We start from the raw sequence: 20635 nt of genomic DNA on the forward strand, positions 1-20635 counted from the left end.
CACGTGTCCGTGTCGCTGCTTCGACCGCCCCGGCGTCGCCGTTCGCCCGCCCCGCCCGGAATCGCGCTCGCAGCGCCTGGTCCTCGGGAAGGCCGCTGCCGGCGGCCCTGCCGTCGTGTCGCCGGACGGCGCCCGACGCATCCGCCCTCCCTCCCCCTCCCCGCGAGCTCCGAGTCGACGTGACCGGCGTCGTGTCCCGCACCCACCCCCGAGAGAGGCCGTCACCATCATGACCATGCACACCGCCCCCGCTCCCGCGGTCGCTCCACCGGGACCGCCCTCGTTGCGGCTGACGCTGACCCCGGTTGGCCCCCGATCCGGTCTCGACGGGGCCTGGTGGCCGCACTCACGGAATCTCTTCGAACAACTCCCCTACCTGATCGCAGAGTTGGACGGAATCTGGGGACGCATCACCGGAGCCACCGTCCACGAGGCCGCCTGGACCGATCTGCGCCACAGCGTCCCTGCCGGATCACACGACGTAGGAGTGCACTGGTACGACCCCGCCCACGACCCCCACACGATCACGGTCTTCTCCTACCGCGTCGGGACGTGGGAGCTCCTCGTGGTGCCGCCGGAGACCGACCCCTGGCGGGCGCGGCAGCTCATGACCGCCGCAGCGCACCCGGCAGCCGGCAGACCGCCCGAGCGCTCCTCGCCGACGCGACGACCGCCAGGAGCGTGACCGCCGTGCCGACCCCCGTCGTCGCCATCACCACCGACGCGAGCGACGTGTACCACGCCCGCGAGGACTGCAGGATCCTCCAGGCCAGTCAGGCCGCCTCGCACACCGACGACGACGGCGCTCCCGGCCTCGTGCTGATCTCGCTCGGTCAGGCCCTGGTCGACCGGCACCCCTGCCCGGCGTGTCTGCGCTGACAGCGCAGCCGGGTCATCCCCGCTCTCGTGCGGAGCGGCTCTCCCGTGTGGAGCGGCGCGCAGTGCCCGGCCCTTCATCCTGGGACGCCGGCTCCGCCTCGGCGATGAGGAGGGCCACGTCGTCGTCCGCGTTCCTGCCCGGTAGGACGGCCAGGAGCTTGTCGCAGACCTCGTCGAGGCTCGGTCGGGGACCGGCGAGCTGGTCGAGCAGCGCGCTCAGACCCACGTCGATGGCCTGGTCGCGTTGCTCGACCAGACCGTCGGTGTAGAGGAACAGCCGGGCGCCGGGCGGAAGGTCGACGTCGGTGGTGGCGAACGGGACGTGTGCGGCGGCGCCCAGGGGGGCGCCCGGGGGCAGGTCGAGCAGGATCGCCGGCCCGTCGGACCGGTGGAGGACCGGTGGCGGATGTCCGGCCAGCGCGATCCTGCACCGCCCGGTGACGGTCTCGTGCAGCACGCAGACGCAGGTCGCGATGGTCTCCTCCAACTCCTCAGTGAGCTGGTCGAGCTGACGCAGGATCTCGGCCGGCTCCAGGCCGAGGCGGGCCATGGTGCGGGTGGCGGTGCGTAGTTGGCCCATCGTCGCCGCGGCGTTGATGTCGTGGCCCATGACGTCGCCGACGACCAGGGCGGTGGCGGTGTCGCCGAGGGGAATGACGTCGAACCAGTCGCCGCCCGCGTGGCCGGGAGCCCCCGCGGGCTGGTAGCGGCAGGCGAGGTTCAGGCCGGGCGCGTGCGCGGGGATGCGCGGGAGCAGGTGGCGCTGCAGGGCGGTGGCGGCGTTGCGCTGGGTCCGGTACCAGCGGGCGTTGTCGATGCAGACGGCGGCGCGGGCGGCGAGTTCCTCGGCGAGCAGGACGTCGTCGGCGTCGAACGGCAGCGGGTTGCGGGCCCGGACCATGTCGAGGACGCCCAGCACCTCGCCGCGGGCGGTGAGGGGAACCGCCAGGTAGGAGTGGACACCGGCGCGGGCGAGGGCGGCCGCGGCCTGCTCGTCGCGTGCGATGTGCGCCAGGTGGTCGGGGCGCACGTGCGGGATGTGCACGGGCCTGCCGGAGGTCGCGCTGCGAGTGACCAGCCGGTCCGCCGGGTGGCGGCTGATCTCCCCCACCGGGTCGGCCGCGCCCGTCGCCTCGGTGGGGTACGCGGCCTTGACGGCCAGCGCACGGAAGTCCGCCGGACCGGTCGGGGTCAGATGGGCGCTGCGCGCCCGCAGGACCGCGTCGAGGATGTCGACGGCGGCCATGTCCGCGAGATCCGGCACGACGGTGTCGGCCAGCTCTCGGGCGGTCTGTCTCAGGTCGAGGGTGGTGCCGATGCGGGCGGAGGCCCGGGCGATCAGCGCGAGTCGGCGGCGGGCCTGGGCGGCCTGCTGGTCGGCGCGGTGCTGCTCGGTGACGTCCACGACGGACAGGGCGACGCCGATGACTCTCCCGCCGCTGCCGTCGAGCCGGTAGTACGAGACCAGCCAGGCGTGCTCCGTGTCCGGGTCGGCCGGGGTACGGCCGGTGGTGGACTGCTCCAGCAGGGGTCTGCCGCTCGACAGGACCTCGCGCATCGCGGTCTGGATCGTCTCGGCGTCCAGGAACGGCAGGACCTCGGCGACGGTTCGCCCGAGATGCAGCCGGGCGGGGATGCCGTCGATGTGCTCCAGCGCCGGGTTGACCAGCACGTACCGCAGGTCGGTGTCGAACACCGCCAGGCCGATCGGCGATTGGGTGACGAGTCGGGCGGACAGCGCGAGGTCGCGTTCCACCCCGCGCACCACGGACTCGTCGGCGGCGATGCCGAGCGCGTACCGGGCCCCGTCCTTGTCCCGCAGCCGCATGTTGCGGAACTCCACCAGCCGGGTCGAGCCGTCCTTGTGCCGGACCGGGAAGACACCCGCCCAGCTTTCCCCACTGGCCATGACCTTCGCGAAGAGCTCCAGGATGAAAGGCACGTTCTCCTCGGCGACCAGCAGCTTCGCCGCGTACCGGCCCAGGGCCTCGTCGGCGCTCCAGCCGAACAGCTCACGGGCCTGCGGACTCCACAGCACGATCCGGCCGTCACCGTCGAGGAGCGCCGCCGCGACGCCCAGCAGATCCAGCAGCCCGCCCGGCAGCGACGGGCCGACCCGCTCCGGGTCCCGTCCGGACACGTCCGCGTCCGAGGTGCTCATCCCTGCCCTCCCTCCAGCCGACCACTGTCGCGGAAGAGGCCGACGGGTCTGTGCCCTCGATCGGGCGGTCGAGGGCACAGACCCGATCCACTCCATCCTCACCCGCAACAGCCCACCCGGCAGGTCGGAGGAGGGGGTGAGCAAGGCGGCGACGCGGGCGGAGGTGGACGGCGCCTCGGCCCGGAGGCCGTGTCAGAGCTTGGTCATCACGGAGCAGGGGACGAAGATGCGCCGGTGGGACGAGCCGAAGTCGACGATCACGGAGAGGTCGTCCTCCACCGCGACCACACGGCCCAGGCCGTGCTTGTCGTGGGAGACCCGGTCGCCGGCAGCGAACTGTTCGGGGGCTGCTGCGGTAGGGCGCGTGAACGGGCTGGTGGGCAGAGTGCGTCGGGGTCCCTCAGATCTTGTCATTAGGACAAGTATGCGGTCACGAAGCGGGTGCACCATCCCCGTCCGGTCGCGGCACCGGCGCCGCAGTCGGGGGGACGCCACGGCGGGCAGGTCGCGCGGGGTCGCCGAGACGCTCCGCTCCTCGGCGCTGCGGCGCGGTCCGCCGACGCCGGGGTGGACTCGGGTGGTCTGCGGAGCGAGGCCGGCCGCCGAGCCCGGTCGATGACGTGAAGGCGTCGATCTGTGCACGGTGCATAAGGAGCCTTCCTCGCGCATGCGCGTCGAGGAATTCACGGCAGCCGCCGGCGGTGAGAATTTCAGGGCCGGACGAAACAGCGGAGACGGCGGAGGAAAGCAGCGGCCCCCGGCGTACGGGGAGGCGCCCTGTCCGACAATATGGCCGTAATTCCAGGCGGCTCGACCGGCGGCGCCCGCGTCCGCAGGCTCCGGAAGGCCTGCCACACGGCTCGCTCGTACAGGAAAAACCGACGCGGCCGGGGCCCACACCCGTTGGGTGTGGGCCCCGGCCGCATCGTACGCGTCGGCGTCAGGCCGGGATGATGTTCTCCGCCTGCGGGCCCTTCGGACCCTGGGTGACGTCGAAGGTCACCTTCTGGCCCTCAAGCAGCTCACGGAAACCCTGGGTGGCGATGTTCGAGTAGTGGGCGAAGACGTCGGGACCGCCGCCCTCCTGCTCGATGAAGCCGAAGCCCTTTTCCGAGTTGAACCACTTGACAGTGCCGGATGCCATCTTGAATCTCCTTCAGGGGCATTACCCGGGACCGCACTCTGCGGACCCGCGTCGCCGCGATGATTGCCCCGCCCGGAAAGCACCGGAAATACAGAAGTACACCCACTCGGACCTGGTGCGGTCGAGCGGGGGACTGAAGTTTTGGGAACCACAACTGCAACAGATATCGACAGTAGCACGGAAAGCTGCCGAACCCGGCGACTTTTCACGAGGCGTCGCCCTCCCGCGACCGGCACAGCAGCGCGCTCCCACGGGGCCCACATCGCCCAACCACGGTGCGATTCCGAGTGCTTGGGCCGTTCGTCGACCTCAGATCACACAGTCCCGCGTCGACGAGGCCCCGTCGCGCCGGGAATCTCCACCGGCCTCGTGCCCTCAGGCCGTGCCGGCATATCGGGGAGACATGGGGCCGCCCTAGCCAGAGACCCCCGTCCTGCGCGAAGCTTCTTCCGACGGCCCACGGCAAGCACGCGCCACGCATCGCCCGCGTTCTCGTCAAGACGGCTCCCGCCGACGCTCGAACGAGAAGGTGCCTCATGCCCCACCGCCCATTCCGTCGCGGTCGGCTCCGTGTACCACCACACGTCGGACCTGTTGCCGTTCTCCACCGAACGCCCGGTGCGGCAGACAGCGTCGCGACCACGAGGCCCTGAGGCCATCGGAACTGCCGGGCCGCGGCCGCTGAGGCATCCGCGACGGAGCACGCCGACCAAGCAGGCAGCCCAGTCCACGGGGGCTGCGCCCCACCAGGACCTGACGTGGGCATGGCGGACCGCTCGCAAAGGCGCAAGCCGACATCGCACGGCCACGGCCGGTGCGCAACAGAAAGCGACACATGGGGAACCTGAATGACGCGTGATCGGTCGGCTGGACCCCGCACGTCCGCCGGAGATCCGGCGGACGTGCGGCACGCGACAACGTGGCCCGTCCCGGACCGTCCCGGGCCCGCGCCACGCAACCGGCACGAACCGCCCGGCTCCCCGTCCGTGACGCCGCACCCCGGGGTGGCGAGCGCGCCGGCTCTGGTGGGGGCGGTGCCGCCGGACATCGCCTGGTGTTGGGCGTCGCCTCTTCTCGGCGTTCTGGACGGTTCGGAGCGGACGATGAGCGCTGTCGATCCTCCGGCGGGCACCAGGCCGCGGGCCCCGTTGGAGGTGGAGTTCGCCCGGATACCGGGCACGCTGGTGTGCTCACTGATCGGCGACCTGGACCCGGACACGTGCCCGGACGCGCGCGCGGCGTTGGGGCGGGCTGTCGAGGCGCACCCGGGAGTGGTCTGCCTGGACATGCGCGCCGTGACCTTCTGCGGGTCGGCGGGACTGAACCTGCTGCTGGGAGTCCGGGCGCTGGCCGAGCACGAGCGCGTGCCGCTGGCCTTGGTGGCGCCGTGCCGACAGGTGGAACGGTTGCTGAAGCTCACCGCCGCGGAGCGGTTGTTCCTGATCTATCCCCACTACGAGCTCGCAGTGGACGATCTCGGCCACCGCTGATGCGAGGGCGAACCGCACCGGACCCACCGACGCAACGTCAGGGCCCGGGCATCCGCCTGTCGCCGTAGGAGGCGGAGCCGTTGGCTCACTGGCCCTGGGGGCCGTTGTGGCCCGATGGGCGAGGCGATCCCGCCTGCTCGGTCGCCGGCCGGGCGGACCGAGGACGCCCGGGAGCGACGACGAAGGACAGCACGCCCATGGCACCGGCGGCGACGGCGGCGCAGCCGAAGATCGCCGACAGGCTCAGGCCCGCCCTCTGCAGCGGACCGACACCGAAAGCCGCGATGCCGTATCCAAGTTGGTAGAAGGCGATGACGCCGCCGGCCACGGCCGCCGACATGGCGGCCAGATCCTTCTCGCCGAAGCTGATCGTCAGCGGCAGCAGGGCGGAGCAGCCGAGGCCGGCCAGGGCGAACACGGCGATCCCGGCACCGGCGGCATGGCTCGGCAGGCGCCAGACCAGGAGGAAGGTCGCGACCAGCACGAACGGCAGGATTCGGTAGGTGACTTGCTCAGGCACCCACCGGCCGAGGGCAGCGAACAGGATCCGGCCGATCGTGACCATTCCCCAGAACGCGGCCAGCGCGAACGACGCCTGCGTTGCCGACGCGCCCAGCCGGGTGGTCATGTCCAGTTGGGACCAGTTGCCGTTCATGGTCTCGCAGATGCCGTACAGCACCGCGAAGGCCGCGAAGAACCAGAACCGGCGCGGTCGGTGTGATCCGCCGCTGCCTGCCGCGCCGGGCGCCTGGACCTCTCCGCGCAAGGGCAGCCGTGCGCTGAACAGCAACAGCACCACCAGCAGGATCACGGACATGACCGGAAGGCCCCACCAGAACCCCAGTCCCACGAACACGGCCACGAAGACCGGCGCGAGCGCCGTGCCCAAGCCCAGGAGCGCGTTCAGCACCAGTACCGCGCGGTCCACGCCAGCCGGGTGGAACGCCGCGGCATAGGTGTTGAGCACCGGGACGGCGAGGCCGAAACCGGCACCGAGGAAGGCCGTCGCGACCAGCAACAGCGGATAGGCGGCCGACTGGTTGCTCTTCACGCCCGTGCTCGCGATCAGCAGGCACATCGACACGGTGCTGCTGCCCAGGCCGAGCAGGTAGACCCGTTTCATGGTGATGCGGGCAGCCAGTCCCTCGCCGAGGAGCGACGCGGTGATCGCCGTCACGACCTGCGGGAGGAACATGAGGCCGTACTGGGTGCTCGAGAGTCCGTATTCGCTCTTCTCGGTGAAGATGGTGCTCGCCGCCGGAAAGGTGACCAACACGATGCCCTGCACCAGGCCGGCCACGTTGACGACGGCACTCTCCGTCCTGGAACCAACCGCCACGCGTGGGCCACCTCTGTCGAAGAGAGCTCTGGTGTCGGCGATGCATCCCCGCCCGAAACCGCGGGCCCAACGCGTGCCCTGCCGTTTCACTCCTTCGGCCTGGAGTCACCCGCTCCATTGCTTCGAGCCCCGGGACACGATCCGGGCCCGGACCGCGGCAACCGCCCTGAGACCGCCTCGACCGCGTGCTGCCCGGCTCAGGACTCGTGCGTGACGGCGCGGACGATGAGCTCGACCAGGTTGTCCACGAAGCGCGCGTCGGGCAGGTCGCGTTCCGCCAGCAGGCGGTAGACGAGCGGCGCTGCCACGAGCGTGGCCGCGGAGCGGATGTCGACGTCCGGTCGTACCTCCCCGCGGGCCTGCGCGCGCTCGAGAATGATCCGGGTCTCGCTCGTCACGCGGTCGGCGTAGGCGGCGTACTCCTCCCGCACGGCGCTGTCCCTCGCGGCCGCGCCGATCAGCTCGGCCAGCAGCCGGTCGGTCCCGGGCAGCCGGTAGGACGCCGACCGGGAGCTCAGGACGTCGCGCAGTTCAGCGCGGAGATCACCCCGGTCCGGTACCGAGAGCGGTCCGATGCGGGTCTCGGCCGCTGCCACGATCAAGGCCTGCTTGGACGGCCAGCGGCGGTAGAGCGCGGGCTTGCTCACCCCGGCACGCGCAGCCACCGCGTCCATCGTGACGGCGGCGACCCCCTGCTCGGTGATCAGCTCGACCACGGCGTTCAGGGCGGCGCCCGTGACACGTGCCTCGCGCGGACGCCCGGGCCCCCGCTCGACCGCCCGTGCCTGTGTGTCGACCATCGTCCGAGCATAAGGGCCGACAAAGACCCCACCGCACCGCCCAGCCCGCTGCCCCGGCCCCATGAACACGTGCTTCACAAAATGCATACCGAGGGTAACGAAATTAAGCGCGGCAGACCCTTGCCGAGCCGCCCGCTGATATCGATACTTCCGGTAACGAATCAGTGGTCGCCCCTGGAGGTCTCCATGCCCACGCCTGCCGCCGCACCCGCATCCGTCCTGGACAAGCCCCTGATCCACTTCGGGCGCCGCGTCCTGGACCGCGTCGCACCCGGCGCCCCGGAAGCCGCGTACCGGCTCCTGGACGTCTCGCCGCTCACCCCGCACATCGGCGCCGAGATCCGCGGCGTCGACCTCGCCCGGCCGATCGGCGAGGACCTCGCCGAGGAGCTGCGGCAGGCGCTGCTGGAGTGGAAGGTGATCTTCTTCCGTGGCCAGCACGACTTCGGGCCGGACCACCACCTGGCCCTCGCCGCGGTCTGGGGCGAGCCGGAGGCGAACCCCTTCTTCCCCAAGGCCGAGACGCCGGGCGTCTCCCGGCTGGCCAAGGACGCCCAGGCGATCGGCACCGAGAACATCTGGCACAGCGACCACTCCTTCATGGCCGCGCCCGCCCTCGGGTCGGTCCTGCGGGCCGTCGAGGTCCCGCCCGCCGGCGGCGACACCATGTGGGCGGACATGGCGTCCGCCTACGACAACCTGAGCGAGGAGATGAAATCCAGGATCGAGGGGCTCGCCGCCGAGCACGACTGGGTGCCGACCTGGGGCTCGTTCATGACGGCCGAACAGATCGCGGAACTCCGCAAGACCCTGCCGGCCGTGCAGCACCCGGTGGTGGTCCGCCACCCGCAGACCGGACGGAAGGTGCTCTACGTCAACGAGCCCTTCACCACGCGGATCGTCGGCCTCCCCGACGCAGAGAGCCGGGAACTGCTCCACGAGCTCGCCCTCCAGGCCCGGATCCCCGAGTTCCAGGTGCGCTTCCGCTGGCAGCCGGACTCCGTCGCGATCTGGGACAACATCGCGGTCCAGCACTACGCGATCAACGACTACTACCCCCAGCGCCGCGTCATGGAGCGCATCGCGATCGCCGGAGTCCCGCTGTCCTGAGGCCACGACCTCCGTGGTGGCCCGGCAGCCGCATCGAGAGCCGGGCCACCACGGCGTTGCACCGTTGCACTTCTTCCGCGTTGTCCACGTCCCTGCCCGGCATTCTTCGGAGACCCCAGTGACCACAGCCGACTCCCCTGCCAGACCAGTCCGTTCAGCTCCCTCGGTGGATCGGGGTCCGGGTGCTCGCGCCTGGATCGTCACCGGCCTGCTCGTGGTCTTCATGATGGTCAACTTCGCGGACAAGTCCGTCTTCGGACTCGCGGCCGACGAGATCCGCGCGGACCTCGGTCTGTCCGCGACACAGTTCGGGCTGGCCAACAGCGCCTTCTTCCTGTTGTTCTCCGTGGCAGCGGCCGCCGTCGGCCTGATGTCCGACCGGGTGCGGCCCACGTGGCTGCTGCTGACCATGGCCGTGCTCTGGTCGGTCGCCCAGGTGCCCGCGGCGCTGGGCGGCGGCCTGGCCGTGCTGGTCGGCTCACGGATCGTCCTCGGAGCCGCCGAGGGTCCCGCCTTCCCGGTCGCCCAGCAGACGGCACTATCCTTCTTCCCCAACCACCGCCGGAACCTGCCCGGGGCACTGGTCTCCCTGGGCGTCACCCTGGGCGTGATCACCGCAGCCCCCGGCCTGACCTGGATCATCGGCCACCACGGCTGGCGCGCCGCGCTCTGGGTCGTCGCGGCCGCCGGTGCGGTCTGGGCCGTGGCGTGGGCGGTGCTCGGCACCGACAAGAAGCACCCGACCGACGTCCCGGAGACTCCCTCCGGCGACTCCGCCGACTCCGCCGAGTCCGGCAAGCCCGGCGTGTCCGGCGTGTCCGGCGTGTCCGGCGAGTCCGCCGTGTCCGAGGCTGCCGCCGAGTCCACGGCACGACCCCCCTACCGCCGGCTCTTCGGCAGCCGTACCTGGATCGGCACCACCGTCGCGTACTTCACCAGCTACTGGTGCATCGCCCTGATGCTCGTCTGGATGCCGTCCTACCTGCACAACGGGCTCGGCCACTCCTCCGCGGCCGCCGGAAAGCTGGTCGCTCTGCCCTGGGCCCTGGGCGCCGTCGTGCTGCTCGGCCAGGCGGCCCTCACCGGCCGGCTGATGCGACGCGGCGTCGGCACCCGCTGGGCGCGGGGCCGGGTCGGCGCCGGCCTGCTGCTGCTCGGCGCCGTCTCCTGCCTGGCCCTTCCCACGGTCCCCGGCGCCGGGGCCAAGACCGCGCTCCTGGTCCTCGGCTTCGGGCTGGGCGGCTCCTTCCCGACCATCGCGGCCACCACGATCAGCGAACTGGCCCCGCCCGCCCGGCGCGGCGGCGCGCTGGGCGCGACCAACGCCGTGGTCACCACGGCGGGTCTGATCGCCCCGGCCGTCGTCGGAAAGCTCGTCGACAGCCAGGGCGTGCCGGGCTACCAGACGGCCATCGTGATGTCCGGTGTCCTTCTGCTGGTGGGCGCCCTCGCGGCCTTCACCCTGATCGACCCGGCTCGCGACGCCGCCCGCCTCGCCGCCTGACCACCGGCCATCCACTCGGGACCATCCCGCTTCCCTAGGAGCGCACCATGACCGCCGCCGCCCTCGACACGTCCCTGCTGGACCATTCCGTCGCCGAACTGCGCGATGGCGCAGCATCGTGGGCCGCCACCTCGATCGCCGAGCGGATCGCGCTGCTGGAGCGCATGCTGCCACGGATCCTCGACGGCACCGCCGACATGGCTGCGGCCGGCGCCGACGCCAAGGGCTACGCCCCCGACAGCCCGTGGGCGGCCGAGGACTGGATCGGCGCCCCCTGGGCGCTGGCCCAGAACGTCGGCGCCTACCTGCACGTATTGCGCCGGATCGCCGCCGGCCAGGAGCCGGTCGCGGCCGGGGCGGTGCGCGAGAACGAGGGGCGCACCACGGTGGACGTCTTCCCCGCCACCGGCTGGGACGCCCTGCTGCTCAACGGCTTCAAGGCCCAGGTGTGGATCCGCGCGGGCATCAGCGCCCAGGACGTGCGGGACCGCGCCGCCGGCGAGTACCGAGGGCAGCCTGGGATCCCGGCGGTGGCACTCGTGCTCGGCGCCGGCAACGTCGCGGCCATCACCGCGCTGGACATCCTGCACAAGCTGTACGTCGAGGGCCAGGTCGTCATCGCCAAGATGAACCCGGTCAACGCCTACCTGCGGCCCCACTTCGAGCGGGTCTTCGAAGATTTCTCCGCGCGGGGCTGGGTGCGTTTCGTCGACGGCGGGGCGGCCGAGGGCGCGTACCTCACGGCGCACGAGGGCGTGGACGCCATCCATGTCACCGGCAGCGACCGCACCCACGACGCCATCGTCTGGGGGACCGACGACCGCGCGGCGCAGCGCCGCCGCGACGACACGCCGCTGATCGGCAAGCCGTTCAGCAGCGAGCTGGGCGGGGTCAGCCCGTGCATCGTGGCCCCCGGTCCCTGGAGCGCGGCGGACTTCCGCTTCCAGGCCGAGCACATCGTCAGCAGCAAGATGAACAACTCCGGCCACAACTGCATCGCCAGCCAGGTCCTGGTCCTGCCCCGGGCCTGGGACGGCACCGAGCGGCTGCTCGCCGAGATCCGCACGATCCTGTGGGAGCTCCCGCCCCGCACCGACTACTACCCCGGGGCCGACCAGCGCCTCGCCGCCGTACTGGAGGCACACCCGGACGCCGAGCACCACGGCGACTGCCGGATCGTCGTCCCCGACATCACCGACCACGACGACATGATGATCACCGATGAGGTCTTCGCCAGCGCCCTCGGGGTGGTGCGACTGCCGGGTGACACGCCCGAGGAGTTCCTGCGCCATGCCGTCGACTTCGCCAACGACACGCTCCCCGGCACGCTCGGCGCCAGCCTCATCGTCCACCCGAGGACCGAGCGGAACCACCGCGCCGCGGTGGAGGCGGCCGTGGCCGCACTGCGCTACGGCACCCTGGGCGTCAACTGCTGGTCCGCACTCGGCTTCCTCCTCGGCTACACCCCCTGGGGCGCCTACCCCGGCCACACCCGCCAGGACATCGGCAGCGGCATCGGGTTCGTCCACAACGCCTTCATGCTGGAGGACGTCGAGAAGACCGTCCTGCGCGCCCCCTTCGCCCCCTTCCCCCGCGGACTGTTCACCGGCTCCCCGTCGCTTTCCCCGCGCCCGCCCTACTTCGTCACCAACCGCACCGCCCGGACCACGGTCGAGCGCGTCGTGCACTTCACCGCCGCCCCCGGCTTCGCCAAGCTGCCCGCCGTCTTCGCCTCCGCCCTGCGCGGCTGACCCTCCTGCTCAGCCGGAGCGCCGCAGCGGTGTCGCCCCCGGTGACCGGGTCGCCGTGATGCTGCCCAACTTCCTTGCGTGAGAACCCACTCAGCTCAGAGCCTGCTCCGCCCAGATCGTCTTGCCCCGGTCGGCGAACCGGGTGCCCCAGCGGCGGGTCAGCTGCGCGATGAGGAACAGGCCGCGCCCGCCCTCGTCCGCGAGGTCCGCGTGCCGCAGGTGGGGGGCGGTGCTGCTGCCGTCGGTGACTTCGCAGATCAGAGTGCGGTCCCGGATCAGGCGCAACTCGATGGGACCGGTGGCGTAGCGGATGGCGTTCGTGACCAGCTCACTGACCACGAGCTGGGTGGTGTAGTCGAGTTCCGGCAGGCCCCAGGCATCCAGTTGGCTGCTGCTTCGGGCGCGGGCCGTGGAGACGACGGAGGGGTCGTTGGGGAGGGTCCAGGATGCGACGTGGTCGGGGTCGAGGGTGCAGGTACGGGCCAGCACCAGGACGACGTCTTCGTCGGCACTCGCCGGGGGTCGCGCGCGGATGACCGCGTCGCAGGTGTCGTGGAGTGTGGGGTGGCGGACGCTCAGAGCGCCGCGCAGCCAGGTCAGTCCGTCCGGGGGACCGCTCTCCGGCGTGATGAGGTTCCTGGTGAACAGGGCGATGATGCTGCCTTCCGGCAGCTCCACTTCCGTCGTCCTGTAGGGCGGGCGACCGCTTCCCAAGGGCGGGCCGACGGGCAGGTCGGGAACGTACGCCTCGCGGTCGGGCCAGGCGATGACCGGGGCCGGGTGGCCGGCGCTGGCGAGCGTGCAACGCCGGGAGATCGGGTCGTAGACCGCGTAGACGCAGGTCGCGCCGACCGCCTGTTCGCCGGTGGGGTGGGTCCCGGAGGTGGGCGCGCCGCCGTCGGCCGGGCCGGTCACCAGGTCGTCGAGGGCCGCGAGGAGTTCGTCGGGAGCCAGATCCTGTGCGGCCAGGGTGTTGATGGCCGTGCGCAGTCGGCCCATGGCGGCAGCGGTGTGCATTCCGCTCCCCGGTACGTGTCCGACGGCGAGGGCAACACGTCCTCCCGACAGCGGGATGACGTCGTACCAGTCTCCGGCGGCGGTGGCGGACACGTGGCGGTGGACGACCTCCACGGCGCTCTGGAGCGGGAGGGTCTGCGGGAGCAGGCTGGACTGCAGGATCAGTGCCGCGCTGCGTTCACGCGTGTAGCGGCGGGCGTTGTCGATGCACACCGCCGCGCGGGCGCAGACTTCCGTGGCGAGCGCGAGGCTGTCCTCGTCGAAGGGCTCGGCCGGCACGGTCCGGTAGAAGCTGGCCAGGCCGAGGACGACCCCGCGAGCGGTCAGTGGGACGACCACGAGCGAGTGGGCCCGCGTCCGGCGGATCAACTCGGCACGACGGGGGTCCGCTGCGCCCCACTCGCTGTCGATCTCGAGGCGCTGCACCAGGCGGGGCCGCAGGCTGGTCAGGCAGTCCCGGAAGGACCGCGGGTAGGTGAGGTTGAGCTCGCCCACGCGGTAGGCGACCGAAGCCAGCGCCCCTTCGATCGACTCGAACGCCGCACGCCGCAGCGGAGCGACGGCACTCACCGGGCCGGGTGGCGGCGCCTGGCCCAGCAGCACGTCGTCGAGGACGTCCACGACGGCGATGTCGGCCAGGTCCGGCACGACGGCTCGTGCCAGTTCCCCGCACGTGGTCATGACATCCAACGTGGTGCCGATGCGGGTGCCCGCATCGAGGAGCAGGTCCAGACCCGCGCGGGCCCGGCGCCGCTCGGAGACGTCGGTGGATGCCACCATCAGGCCGAGCACACCGCTGGCGTCCTGGAGGCGGACGAGCGAGACCGAGTAGGTGTGCTCGTGGTCGGGGTCGGCCGGCGGCCGGCCGGTGTGCTCCATGTCGAGCACCGGGACGCCCGTGTCCAGGACGTCCCGCATCATCTGCTCCAGGGCGTCGTCGACCAGGCCGGGCGCCACCTCGCGGGCCGGCCTGCCGAGAACCTCCTCGTTCAGCAGTCCCCGCAGACCCGGCCCTGCCGTGTTGATCCGCATCACCCGCAGGTCGGAATCGAGGACCTGCAGACCCAGAGGGGACTGCGTCAGCAGCGCCCGCAGGATCGCGCTGTCGACATCCGGGCGGCTCGGAGGGTCCGCAGGCCCGGCCCCCGGAGCCCGGACCGGTCTGCTCCGGCGGGGGGCGGCGTCATCAGGAGCGCTCATGATCGCCTCCTTCCCTCCAGCCATTACACACCGCCGCCGCGGCGGTTTCACGGGGCACCGACCACCCGGGTCTGCACCGTCCGACAACGAGGGACCGCGCTGCGCCCGCCTCAGGAAGCACCCGACCGGCACGGACCGTTCACCCGTTCAACCCGCTGGTCACAGGATCGCGATCGGATTGACCGGGGAGCCGGTGGCCAAGGGCAGCCGCAGCGGCGCGACGACACACAGGAATGCCCAGTGGTCCTCCTGCTCGCAGACGGGTACCAGGTCCTCGAACTGGAGGTAGTCGAGGAGGTGGATCCCGAGAGCGTGGATCCCGAGGACGTGCACGGGGAAGGCGACACCATCCGTCGAACTGCGGGCGGTGTCGTTGTTGCTGTCACTGCCCAGCACTGCCACGCGACGCTCGGCCAGGAACTCCATCGCGGTGGGATGGAGTCCTGCGCGGGTGGCTGCCGCGTCCCAGGGACCGGTCTCCATGCGTCGTCGGCGGTGGCCGACGCGGACGAAGAGCAGGTCACCCTCACCGACCCGGACCCGCTGGGCCGTCTCGGCAGCGACGAGATCGTCGTACGTCACGTGCTCACCGGGCTCGAGCCATGGCACGCCGCGCAGCCGGGGGATGTCGAGGAGCACGCCGCGCCCGACGATCCCGTCGCGCACGATGTCGACGGACAGGGCGGTGGCTCCGTCAGGCGTCAGGGTGGCCGCGGGGACGCCGCCGTAGAGGGTGCCGTCGTAGACCACGTGGCACAGCGCGTCCAGGTGGCTGTCGGCGTCCCCGTGGACGTTCATACTGAAGTGGTCCGTGGCGAAGTGCAGCCCGCGGGGCGGGGCCTGGTTCTCAGGCGGGCTGGTGAGCCGGTGGCCGGCCGGATGCGGATTGTCGGGTCCGGATTCAGTCTCCACCGACGCGGCCAGGGACACGGTCCGGCCGCTGCGGACCTCGGCGGCTGCCGCAAGGATCCGCTCCGGGGTGACGGCATCCAGGGCGCCGCGGGCACCGCCCCACGCTCGCTCGCGCAGCCGCTCGTACAGCGCCCGGAACTCCTCCTGGCTCATTCGCCCTGGGTTTGAGGGCCCGGACTGCGCTTGGGGGTCCATGAACTGGTCCGTCTCCCGTCGTTTCTCGGTGATGCCACCGCCACGATCCAATATCCGACAGACCCGGCGGTTTTTCCGTCTGACCTGCCGAGAGACGCCGAATCGCCCCGACCCACGGGAGCGCTCCACGGGGCGGTCCCGCGTCGCAGGATGCCGCCGCAACGGGGCGGTCTCAGAATGAAACCAACTGCACAGGGGGTGACGTCGCTCGATCGAAGGGACGAGGCTATGACTGGTCCGAACTACACAGGCCTGGTCGCCGCACAGCGCGCCTACTTCCTGACCGGGGCGACCAGAGCCGCCGCCTGGCGAGAGGAGCAGCTTCGCGCGGTCGTGTCGATGATCCGCGAGAACCGCGAGGCCATGTTCGACGCGCTCTGGCAGGACCTGCGCCGCAACCGGTTCGACGCCGACCTCATGGACGTCGAGTACTGCGCCAAGGAAGCCCAGTATGCACTCGACCACCTCCACGAGTGGATGAAGCCCGAACGGGTGCACACCCCGTTGGTGTTCGAGCCAGGCCATGTGCGGGTGCGTCGCGACCCTCTCGGGGTATGCCTGATCATCGGAGCCTGGAACGAGCCGTACATGCTCACGCTTGCCCCCCTGGTCGCCGCGATCGCCGGTGGCAACACCGCGGTGCTCAAGCCTTCGGAGATCTCCGCGGCCTGTGCCCAGGTGACCGCCGAGATGGTGCCCAGACATCTGGACCCTCAGGCCTTCGCCGTAGTCCAGGGAGCGATCCCGGAGACCACGGCCCTGCTGGAGCAGCACTGGGACTTCATCTTCTTCACCGGCAGCCCGAAGGTCGGCAGGATCATCCACCAGGCTGCCGCCAAGCACCTGACCCCGGCGGTGCTGGAGCTGGGCGGGAAGAACCCCACCATCGTGCATGCATCGGCGAACGTGCGGTCCGCGGCCCGGCGGATCGCCTTCAGCCGCTACATCAACTCGGGGCACATCTGCACCGCGCCCGACCACGTGCTGGTCTGGCCGGAGGTCAAGGACGAGTTCGTCGCCGAGATGAGGGATGCCATCCACGACTTCTACGGCGAGGACCCGAAGCAGAGCCCGGACTACGGCCGGGTGATCGACGACAAGAGCTTCGCCCGCATCGCCGGCTACCTGGACAACGGCACGGTCGCCGTCGGAGGCCAGACCGACCCGGCCGAGCGCTACATCGCGCCGACCGTCCTGGTCGACGTGCCCGCGGACTCCCCGGTCATGCAGGAGGAGGTCTTCGGGCCGGTGCTGCCGGTACTGGAGATCGACTCGGTCCAGGCCGTCATCGACTGGGTCAACACCCGCCCGCGGCCCTTGGGCCTGTACGTGTTCGCTGAGGACGACGGCGTCGCCGAGGAGATCCTTGACGCCACCGAGTCAGGCGACGCCGCGGTCAACGACTGCTCCATCCACCCGCTCGTCCCCGAACTGCCGTTCGGCGGTGTAGGCAACTCCGGAATGGGCAAATACCACGGACGATTCGGGTTCGAGGCGTTCACCAATGCCCGCGGGGTCCTCTACCACGGTTCCCGGCTCGATCCCGGCGTGAAGTATCCGCCGTATGCCGAACACGAGCGGATGCACGGGGTCATCAGCAAGCTGATGCCCTGACAAGGAGACACCTGTGCTCACCGCACAGGCAAAGCCGACCATGGCGTGAGCTGCGCCCGCTCCAACCACGAGCGCGAGCGGAGGAGCGTCGCCGACGCGCGTACGCGGGCACAGAACCGGCCCAGGGTCTCGACCTGGTCCGCGCGGGAGGCAGGGGTGCTTCGCGGGTCGGAGGCCGTGTCCACCGCGATCAGCTCAGCCGTGACGGTTCCAGCGGTTCCACTCCGGCTCGACCAGCGCCCACTCTTCCTCCCAGGACCGCTCCACCCGCTTGTTGAGCGCGTACCGGGTCCCGATGTACCCGCACGCCAGGAGCGTGGCAGCCCCGGCGAACGCCGACACCGCGTACGTCACGGCGGTGCCCGCGCTCTGGGCGGCCGGGGTCGGGGCGCCCTGCGGGACGTCGTTCCGGTCGACCCACACGACCAGGTGGTCGCCTGCGTTCGTCGTGGCCGGGACCGCTGCCTGCACCGCATGCGCCCCTGCGGCGTCGGTCCAGTCGACGGTCGCCAGGGAGACCCCGATGCCGGCCGGGAAGGGCTGCGTGGCGGCCACCACGGAGACCCGGTGCAGTGTCTGCGCCTGCCGCAGCGCGGAGGCGCGGTCGGCGGCATAGAGGTGGAGGCCCAGCAGGGCGCACAGAGTGGCGGCGACGACCACGCTCACGGCCAGAAGCGCCGGCAGCCAGTCCCGGACGGAGTCGCTCCGGCGTCTCAGCGGATTCCGCCGCCGGGGCTCGGACCCCGGTGGCCGCGACGAGATCGATGGCGTGGCCACCGCCTCCCTTCTCCTCCAGGAAAGAGAAACGGGCCAAACGGCCGAGGCTTCTCGAGCGAGGGGGCTGCAGAACGTGGCCATTCCATCCTGAGGCCATCGGCCGACCCACGCCTGCCCAGAGATGATCCCCGCAGAGCTGGCCCGGGCCGACCGCGTCCGGTGGGGCCGGGAGCCGATCGTGGTGTGGGCGACGCCGTCGACCGCGCGGTGATCGCACGGCTGGCCGCGGTCAAGGCCTCCCGATGACAGCCGACAGCCGACAGCCGCGACAACCCGACCCCCGAGCCACGCGGCCGAGTGATCGAGTGATCGAGGATCCTGGATCGAGGTAGGCGGCCTTGTCACCCGACGGCGGTCGGACCGCCCTCAGGACGGTTGCAGGACGGGTGACATGGCGTTGACCCGACGCGTGGTCAACACGCCCAGCAGAAGGCCGTCGTGGTCGACGACAGGCCAGACCCGCAGGCGCTTGAGCCGCATGGCTTCTGCGGCGAACTCTAGTTTCATGCCCGGCAGGGCGAAGGGACCGCGCTGGTGCGTGACGTCGCGGATGAACGTGTGCTCGGTGTACCACGAGCGTGCCAGGAAGACGAGCAGCGCCGACCTGGTGACCAGGCCCTCCAAGCGTCCGGCGGCATCGCGCACGAGCAGGTAGGGGATGCCGGGATCGTCGTCGAAGAGGTCGTTGACCTGGTCGATGGTGGTGTCGTCGGCGATCTGGTGCTCGCAGGGTTCCATGGCGTCGGCCACGGTCAGGCGGGAGCGTGCGGGGGCGAGAGGTTGGCTGGCCACGGTGGCACCTGCGCCTGTCTCCGGGCGGCCGTCGACGGCCCGGCGGTGTTGTGAACCCAGGACGATGCCGGAACGTGTACCGGATACGAGTTGCCCTGGACGCTCCCCAGGCTACTCCGCTGGTAGACGCCCGGAGGCGAACCACCGCCGGAGTACCGTGGAGGTAGCCGAGGAAGCGCCTTCCCACCAACATCCGCGCTGGTGCCGCCCTGGGTCATGACAGGTCCGCTCGCGGACCGGACGGGCGACCTCACATGGCGCCGATGGACCTTTCCTCTTACCCGCCTCCTTTGCGGGTGGACGCGCTCGGCTCTCCGCTCCTGCCCCGGCTGATGCTCGAAGCGACGATGTCGCGAACCGGGATGTTCGACGGCGCCTGGTGGCCGCGCTCGCGCCGTCTCCAGGCCGAGCTGCCCGACCTGATCACCGCGCTGACCGCCCACACCGGCAGCGTCCTCCGGGTCGGACTCGACACGGTGGCGTGGGACGAGGTCCCGCGCACGGTGACTGTGGACGGCCGCGTGATCCGGATCAGCTGGTTCCCCGGCTGCGACTGGACCGTCAGTCTCACCTGCGGCTTCCAGGACCACTTCCTGCTCCTGGTCGTCCCCCCGGCGACGGACGCGGACACGGCGTCGGCGGCCATGGCCCGCGCCTCCATGCGCGGCAATCGCAGGTCCTCCGCCCAACTGCTCGCCCCGGCGTATGCGGCTGGCCGTCCTGTGTCCCTGCAGGACTGACAGCCGATCAGGCAGTTGCCCGCCCGGCCGTCACAGACTGTCGAAGCCGGGAGCGACCCCTGATCACCAAGGGAGGCCCGATGGCTCTCACCCTCGACGTGTCCCCGGACCGTCGCCGCGCAGCCGACGTGATGGTCCCCGCCGACCTCCAGGTCAGCGACCACACCGCCGTCGACAAGGCGCTGGACATCCTGCACAGCGCCCACGTGGACCACCTGCTCGTCCGGGCCGACGACGGCCACTGCGTCGGCCTCGTCACCAGGGACGACCTCAGCGGCTACGTGTCCGAGCCCTGGTACAGCCAGCGCGCCCGGCTGCGCGACCTCGCCCGCCCGCTCGAGCCCTTCGCCCACCCCGACACGCCGCTCGACGCCGTCGCCAGGGCCATGCGGGAACACGACGTACGCGTCTGGCCGGTCGTCGACGCCGACGGATTCGCCGTGGGTGTCATCACGGCCGAGCAACTGAGCGGCTGACCGTCCGGGCGGTGCGACACCGGGAGGGGGCGACCCGCGGATCAACGACGCTCGGTCTCGCCCAGGACCACCAGGCGCACGGTGCCGTGGGCCGACGCGCGTTCGCTGTCCGGCGAGGTCTCGTACACGGTGCCGACATGCTTGCGGATCACGTCGAGCAGCGCCAGGTCCTGGGAGACCAGTTCGATCCGGGCGGTGCCGTCCGAGGACGGCAGCGACCGGGCCTCCTCGCGCTCCTGGAGCACGACGAGGTCCCCGCCGTGCAGACCCGGGGCGCAGGCCTCCCGGACCAGGTCAGCGATCCGTCCGACAGTCCCGGCATCCGCGGTGATCAGGACGTCCATCACCGTGCCGGCCACGGGACTGTCCTCCCGGACCGAGAGCCGTGTCTCCACCTGGTCGGCGTTCGTACCCATCCCGGTCTCCTGTCGTGGCGTCCCCGGTCCGTCGTAGCGTCCCCGGTCCAGGGTGCCGCCGGGCCCGGCCGGTCGCATCCGGGGTGATGTGGGTGGGCCGGTCACCCTCCCGCGTGTGGTCAGTCCACCGGCCCGAGGTGCCGTGCGCGTGCCGCTCCCTCGCTCTCCCCCTGGGTGCGGGTCGTGGCGAGGTTCTGCCGGACCGAGTCGAGGATGGTCAGGCCCTGGCCGACCAGCCCCGCCGCGATCTCGCCGAGTCCGTCCGCGCCGTTGAGGACGTTGACGTTGGCGCCGGCCAGACCGCCCGCCGCCGCCTTC

At 71.4% G+C, this 20635-nt stretch carries 19 protein-coding genes and 1 pseudogene; 9 read left to right on the forward strand and 11 right to left on the reverse strand.

What is annotated here, in order from left to right:
* Positions 1–235: 235 nt before the first annotated feature.
* Together TR50_RS42775 and TR50_RS42780 are read left to right on the forward strand one after the other, a co-directional pair.
* On the forward strand, positions 236–685 hold the full coding sequence (locus TR50_RS42775) for a DUF5994 family protein (protein ID WP_152648543.1): 450 nt from the start codon (positions 236–238) through the stop codon (positions 683–685).
* Between the two features lie 5 nt (positions 686–690).
* A complete protein-coding gene (locus TR50_RS42780; RefSeq protein WP_152648544.1) occupies positions 691–879 on the forward strand; it encodes a hypothetical protein in 189 nt (62 codons plus the stop codon).
* Between the two features lie 13 nt (positions 880–892).
* Here TR50_RS42780 and TR50_RS21955 read toward each other — a convergent pair whose 3' ends face one another.
* From TR50_RS21955 to TR50_RS21960, 3 genes are all read right to left on the reverse strand, one after another.
* On the reverse strand, positions 893–3040 hold the full coding sequence (locus TR50_RS21955; RefSeq protein ID WP_063775117.1) for a SpoIIE family protein phosphatase: 2148 nt from the start codon (positions 3038–3040) through the stop codon (positions 893–895).
* 192 nt (positions 3041–3232) lie between these two features.
* Positions 3233–3454, reverse strand: coding sequence for a hypothetical protein (locus tag TR50_RS44365; RefSeq protein ID WP_084700709.1), 222 nt, complete (start codon positions 3452–3454; stop codon positions 3233–3235).
* Positions 3455–3980: 526 nt separating this feature from the next.
* Positions 3981–4184, reverse strand: coding sequence for a cold-shock protein (locus TR50_RS21960; protein ID WP_042365718.1), 204 nt, complete (start codon positions 4182–4184; stop codon positions 3981–3983).
* A gap of 1103 nt (positions 4185–5287) precedes the next feature.
* Here TR50_RS21960 and TR50_RS46855 point away from each other — a divergent pair.
* The gene (locus TR50_RS46855) at positions 5288–5674 is read left to right on the forward strand and encodes an STAS domain-containing protein (protein WP_160311150.1); all 387 of its coding nucleotides are present in this window, start codon (positions 5288–5290) and stop codon (positions 5672–5674) included.
* Between the two features lie 85 nt (positions 5675–5759).
* On the opposite strand, the gene TR50_RS21970 is transcribed toward TR50_RS46855, so the two are convergent.
* Complete coding sequence (locus tag TR50_RS21970) at positions 5760–6974, reverse strand: MFS transporter (RefSeq protein WP_052441194.1); 1215 nt, start codon at positions 6972–6974, stop codon at positions 5760–5762.
* Between the two features lie 236 nt (positions 6975–7210).
* Positions 7211–7813, reverse strand: a complete 603-nt coding sequence (locus TR50_RS21975) for a TetR/AcrR family transcriptional regulator (RefSeq protein ID WP_042424249.1) — start codon at positions 7811–7813, stop codon at positions 7211–7213.
* Between the two features lie 186 nt (positions 7814–7999).
* Between TR50_RS21975 and TR50_RS21980 the strand changes: the two genes are divergently transcribed.
* The 3 genes from TR50_RS21980 to TR50_RS21990 all read left to right on the forward strand — a co-directional run bounded on the left by TR50_RS21980 (position 8000) and on the right by TR50_RS21990 (position 12178).
* On the forward strand, positions 8000–8923 hold the full coding sequence (locus TR50_RS21980) for a TauD/TfdA dioxygenase family protein (protein WP_042424252.1): 924 nt from the start codon (positions 8000–8002) through the stop codon (positions 8921–8923).
* A gap of 166 nt (positions 8924–9089) precedes the next feature.
* Positions 9090–10427 (forward strand): MFS transporter, encoded by a 1338-nt coding sequence (locus tag TR50_RS21985; protein ID WP_042424255.1) that lies wholly within the window; start codon positions 9090–9092, stop codon positions 10425–10427.
* Between the two features lie 47 nt (positions 10428–10474).
* Positions 10475–12178, forward strand: a complete 1704-nt coding sequence (locus TR50_RS21990) for an aldehyde dehydrogenase family protein (RefSeq protein ID WP_042424258.1) — start codon at positions 10475–10477, stop codon at positions 12176–12178.
* A gap of 90 nt (positions 12179–12268) precedes the next feature.
* Here the strand turns inward: TR50_RS21990 and TR50_RS21995 are convergent, their stop codons facing one another.
* Positions 12269–14395, reverse strand: a complete 2127-nt coding sequence (locus TR50_RS21995) for a SpoIIE family protein phosphatase (protein WP_052441196.1) — start codon at positions 14393–14395, stop codon at positions 12269–12271.
* A 159-nt stretch (positions 14396–14554) separates the two neighbouring features.
* On the reverse strand, positions 14555–15460 hold the full coding sequence (locus TR50_RS22000) for a cyclase family protein (RefSeq protein WP_042424261.1): 906 nt from the start codon (positions 15458–15460) through the stop codon (positions 14555–14557).
* Between the two features lie 270 nt (positions 15461–15730).
* Here TR50_RS22000 and TR50_RS22005 point away from each other — a divergent pair, with 270 nt between their 5' ends.
* Positions 15731–17116 carry an aldehyde dehydrogenase family protein gene (locus TR50_RS22005; RefSeq protein ID WP_042424264.1) on the forward strand — a complete coding sequence of 462 codons (1386 nt, stop codon included), beginning with the start codon at positions 15731–15733 and terminating at the stop codon, positions 17114–17116.
* A 195-nt stretch (positions 17117–17311) separates the two neighbouring features.
* Here the strand turns inward: TR50_RS22005 and TR50_RS22010 are convergent, their stop codons facing one another.
* On the reverse strand, positions 17312–17974 hold the full coding sequence (locus TR50_RS22010; RefSeq protein ID WP_439654235.1) for an Rv1733c family protein: 663 nt from the start codon (positions 17972–17974) through the stop codon (positions 17312–17314).
* Between the two features lie 285 nt (positions 17975–18259).
* Positions 18260–18685 carry a CBS domain-containing protein gene (locus tag TR50_RS22020; RefSeq protein WP_052441197.1) on the reverse strand — a complete coding sequence of 142 codons (426 nt, stop codon included), beginning with the start codon at positions 18683–18685 and terminating at the stop codon, positions 18260–18262.
* Positions 18686–18948: 263 nt separating this feature from the next.
* Between TR50_RS22020 and TR50_RS22025 the strand changes: the two genes are divergently transcribed.
* Both TR50_RS22025 and TR50_RS22030 read left to right on the forward strand, forming a co-directional pair.
* Positions 18949–19425: a DUF5994 family protein gene (locus TR50_RS22025; RefSeq protein WP_152648548.1), complete on the forward strand. Its 477-nt coding sequence runs from the start codon at positions 18949–18951 to the stop codon at positions 19423–19425.
* 80 nt (positions 19426–19505) lie between these two features.
* Positions 19506–19901: a CBS domain-containing protein gene (locus TR50_RS22030; RefSeq protein ID WP_042424275.1), complete on the forward strand. Its 396-nt coding sequence runs from the start codon at positions 19506–19508 to the stop codon at positions 19899–19901.
* A 41-nt stretch (positions 19902–19942) separates the two neighbouring features.
* Here TR50_RS22030 and TR50_RS22035 read toward each other — a convergent pair whose 3' ends face one another.
* On the reverse strand, positions 19943–20317 hold the full coding sequence (locus tag TR50_RS22035; protein ID WP_042424278.1) for a hypothetical protein: 375 nt from the start codon (positions 20315–20317) through the stop codon (positions 19943–19945).
* A 119-nt stretch (positions 20318–20436) separates the two neighbouring features.
* A pseudogene (locus tag TR50_RS22040) lies at positions 20437–20635 on the reverse strand (flotillin); the annotation flags it as partial.

This window comes from Streptacidiphilus anmyonensis, assembly GCF_000787855.1.
GTDB lineage: Bacteria > Actinomycetota > Actinomycetes > Streptomycetales > Streptomycetaceae > Streptacidiphilus > Streptacidiphilus anmyonensis.

Excerpts from the sequence above, each read along its gene's own strand:
- TR50_RS21980 (WP_042424252.1), top strand. The coding sequence starts at position 8,000 with ATGCCCACGCCTGCCGCCGCACCCGCATCCGTCCTGGACAAGCCCCTG.
- TR50_RS46855 (WP_160311150.1), top strand. The coding sequence starts at position 5,288 with ATGAGCGCTGTCGATCCTCCGGCGGGCACCAGGCCGCGGGCCCCGTTG.
- TR50_RS22025 (WP_152648548.1), top strand. The coding sequence starts at position 18,949 with ATGGACCTTTCCTCTTACCCGCCTCCTTTGCGGGTGGACGCGCTCGGC.
- TR50_RS22005 (WP_042424264.1), top strand. The coding sequence starts at position 15,731 with ATGACTGGTCCGAACTACACAGGCCTGGTCGCCGCACAGCGCGCCTAC.
- TR50_RS22035 (WP_042424278.1), bottom strand. The coding sequence starts at position 20,317 with ATGGGTACGAACGCCGACCAGGTGGAGACACGGCTCTCGGTCCGGGAG.
- TR50_RS21995 (WP_052441196.1), bottom strand. The coding sequence starts at position 14,395 with ATGAGCGCTCCTGATGACGCCGCCCCCCGCCGGAGCAGACCGGTCCGG.
- TR50_RS42775 (WP_152648543.1), top strand. The coding sequence starts at position 236 with ATGCACACCGCCCCCGCTCCCGCGGTCGCTCCACCGGGACCGCCCTCG.
- TR50_RS21990 (WP_042424258.1), top strand. The coding sequence starts at position 10,475 with ATGACCGCCGCCGCCCTCGACACGTCCCTGCTGGACCATTCCGTCGCC.
- TR50_RS21975 (WP_042424249.1), bottom strand. The coding sequence starts at position 7,813 with ATGGTCGACACACAGGCACGGGCGGTCGAGCGGGGGCCCGGGCGTCCG.
- TR50_RS21960 (WP_042365718.1), bottom strand. The coding sequence starts at position 4,184 with ATGGCATCCGGCACTGTCAAGTGGTTCAACTCGGAAAAGGGCTTCGGC.
- TR50_RS44365 (WP_084700709.1), bottom strand. The coding sequence starts at position 3,454 with ATGACAAGATCTGAGGGACCCCGACGCACTCTGCCCACCAGCCCGTTC.
- TR50_RS21955 (WP_063775117.1), bottom strand. The coding sequence starts at position 3,040 with ATGAGCACCTCGGACGCGGACGTGTCCGGACGGGACCCGGAGCGGGTC.
- TR50_RS22030 (WP_042424275.1), top strand. The coding sequence starts at position 19,506 with ATGGCTCTCACCCTCGACGTGTCCCCGGACCGTCGCCGCGCAGCCGAC.
- TR50_RS22000 (WP_042424261.1), bottom strand. The coding sequence starts at position 15,460 with ATGAGCCAGGAGGAGTTCCGGGCGCTGTACGAGCGGCTGCGCGAGCGA.
- TR50_RS22010 (WP_439654235.1), bottom strand. The coding sequence starts at position 17,974 with ATGGCCACGTTCTGCAGCCCCCTCGCTCGAGAAGCCTCGGCCGTTTGG.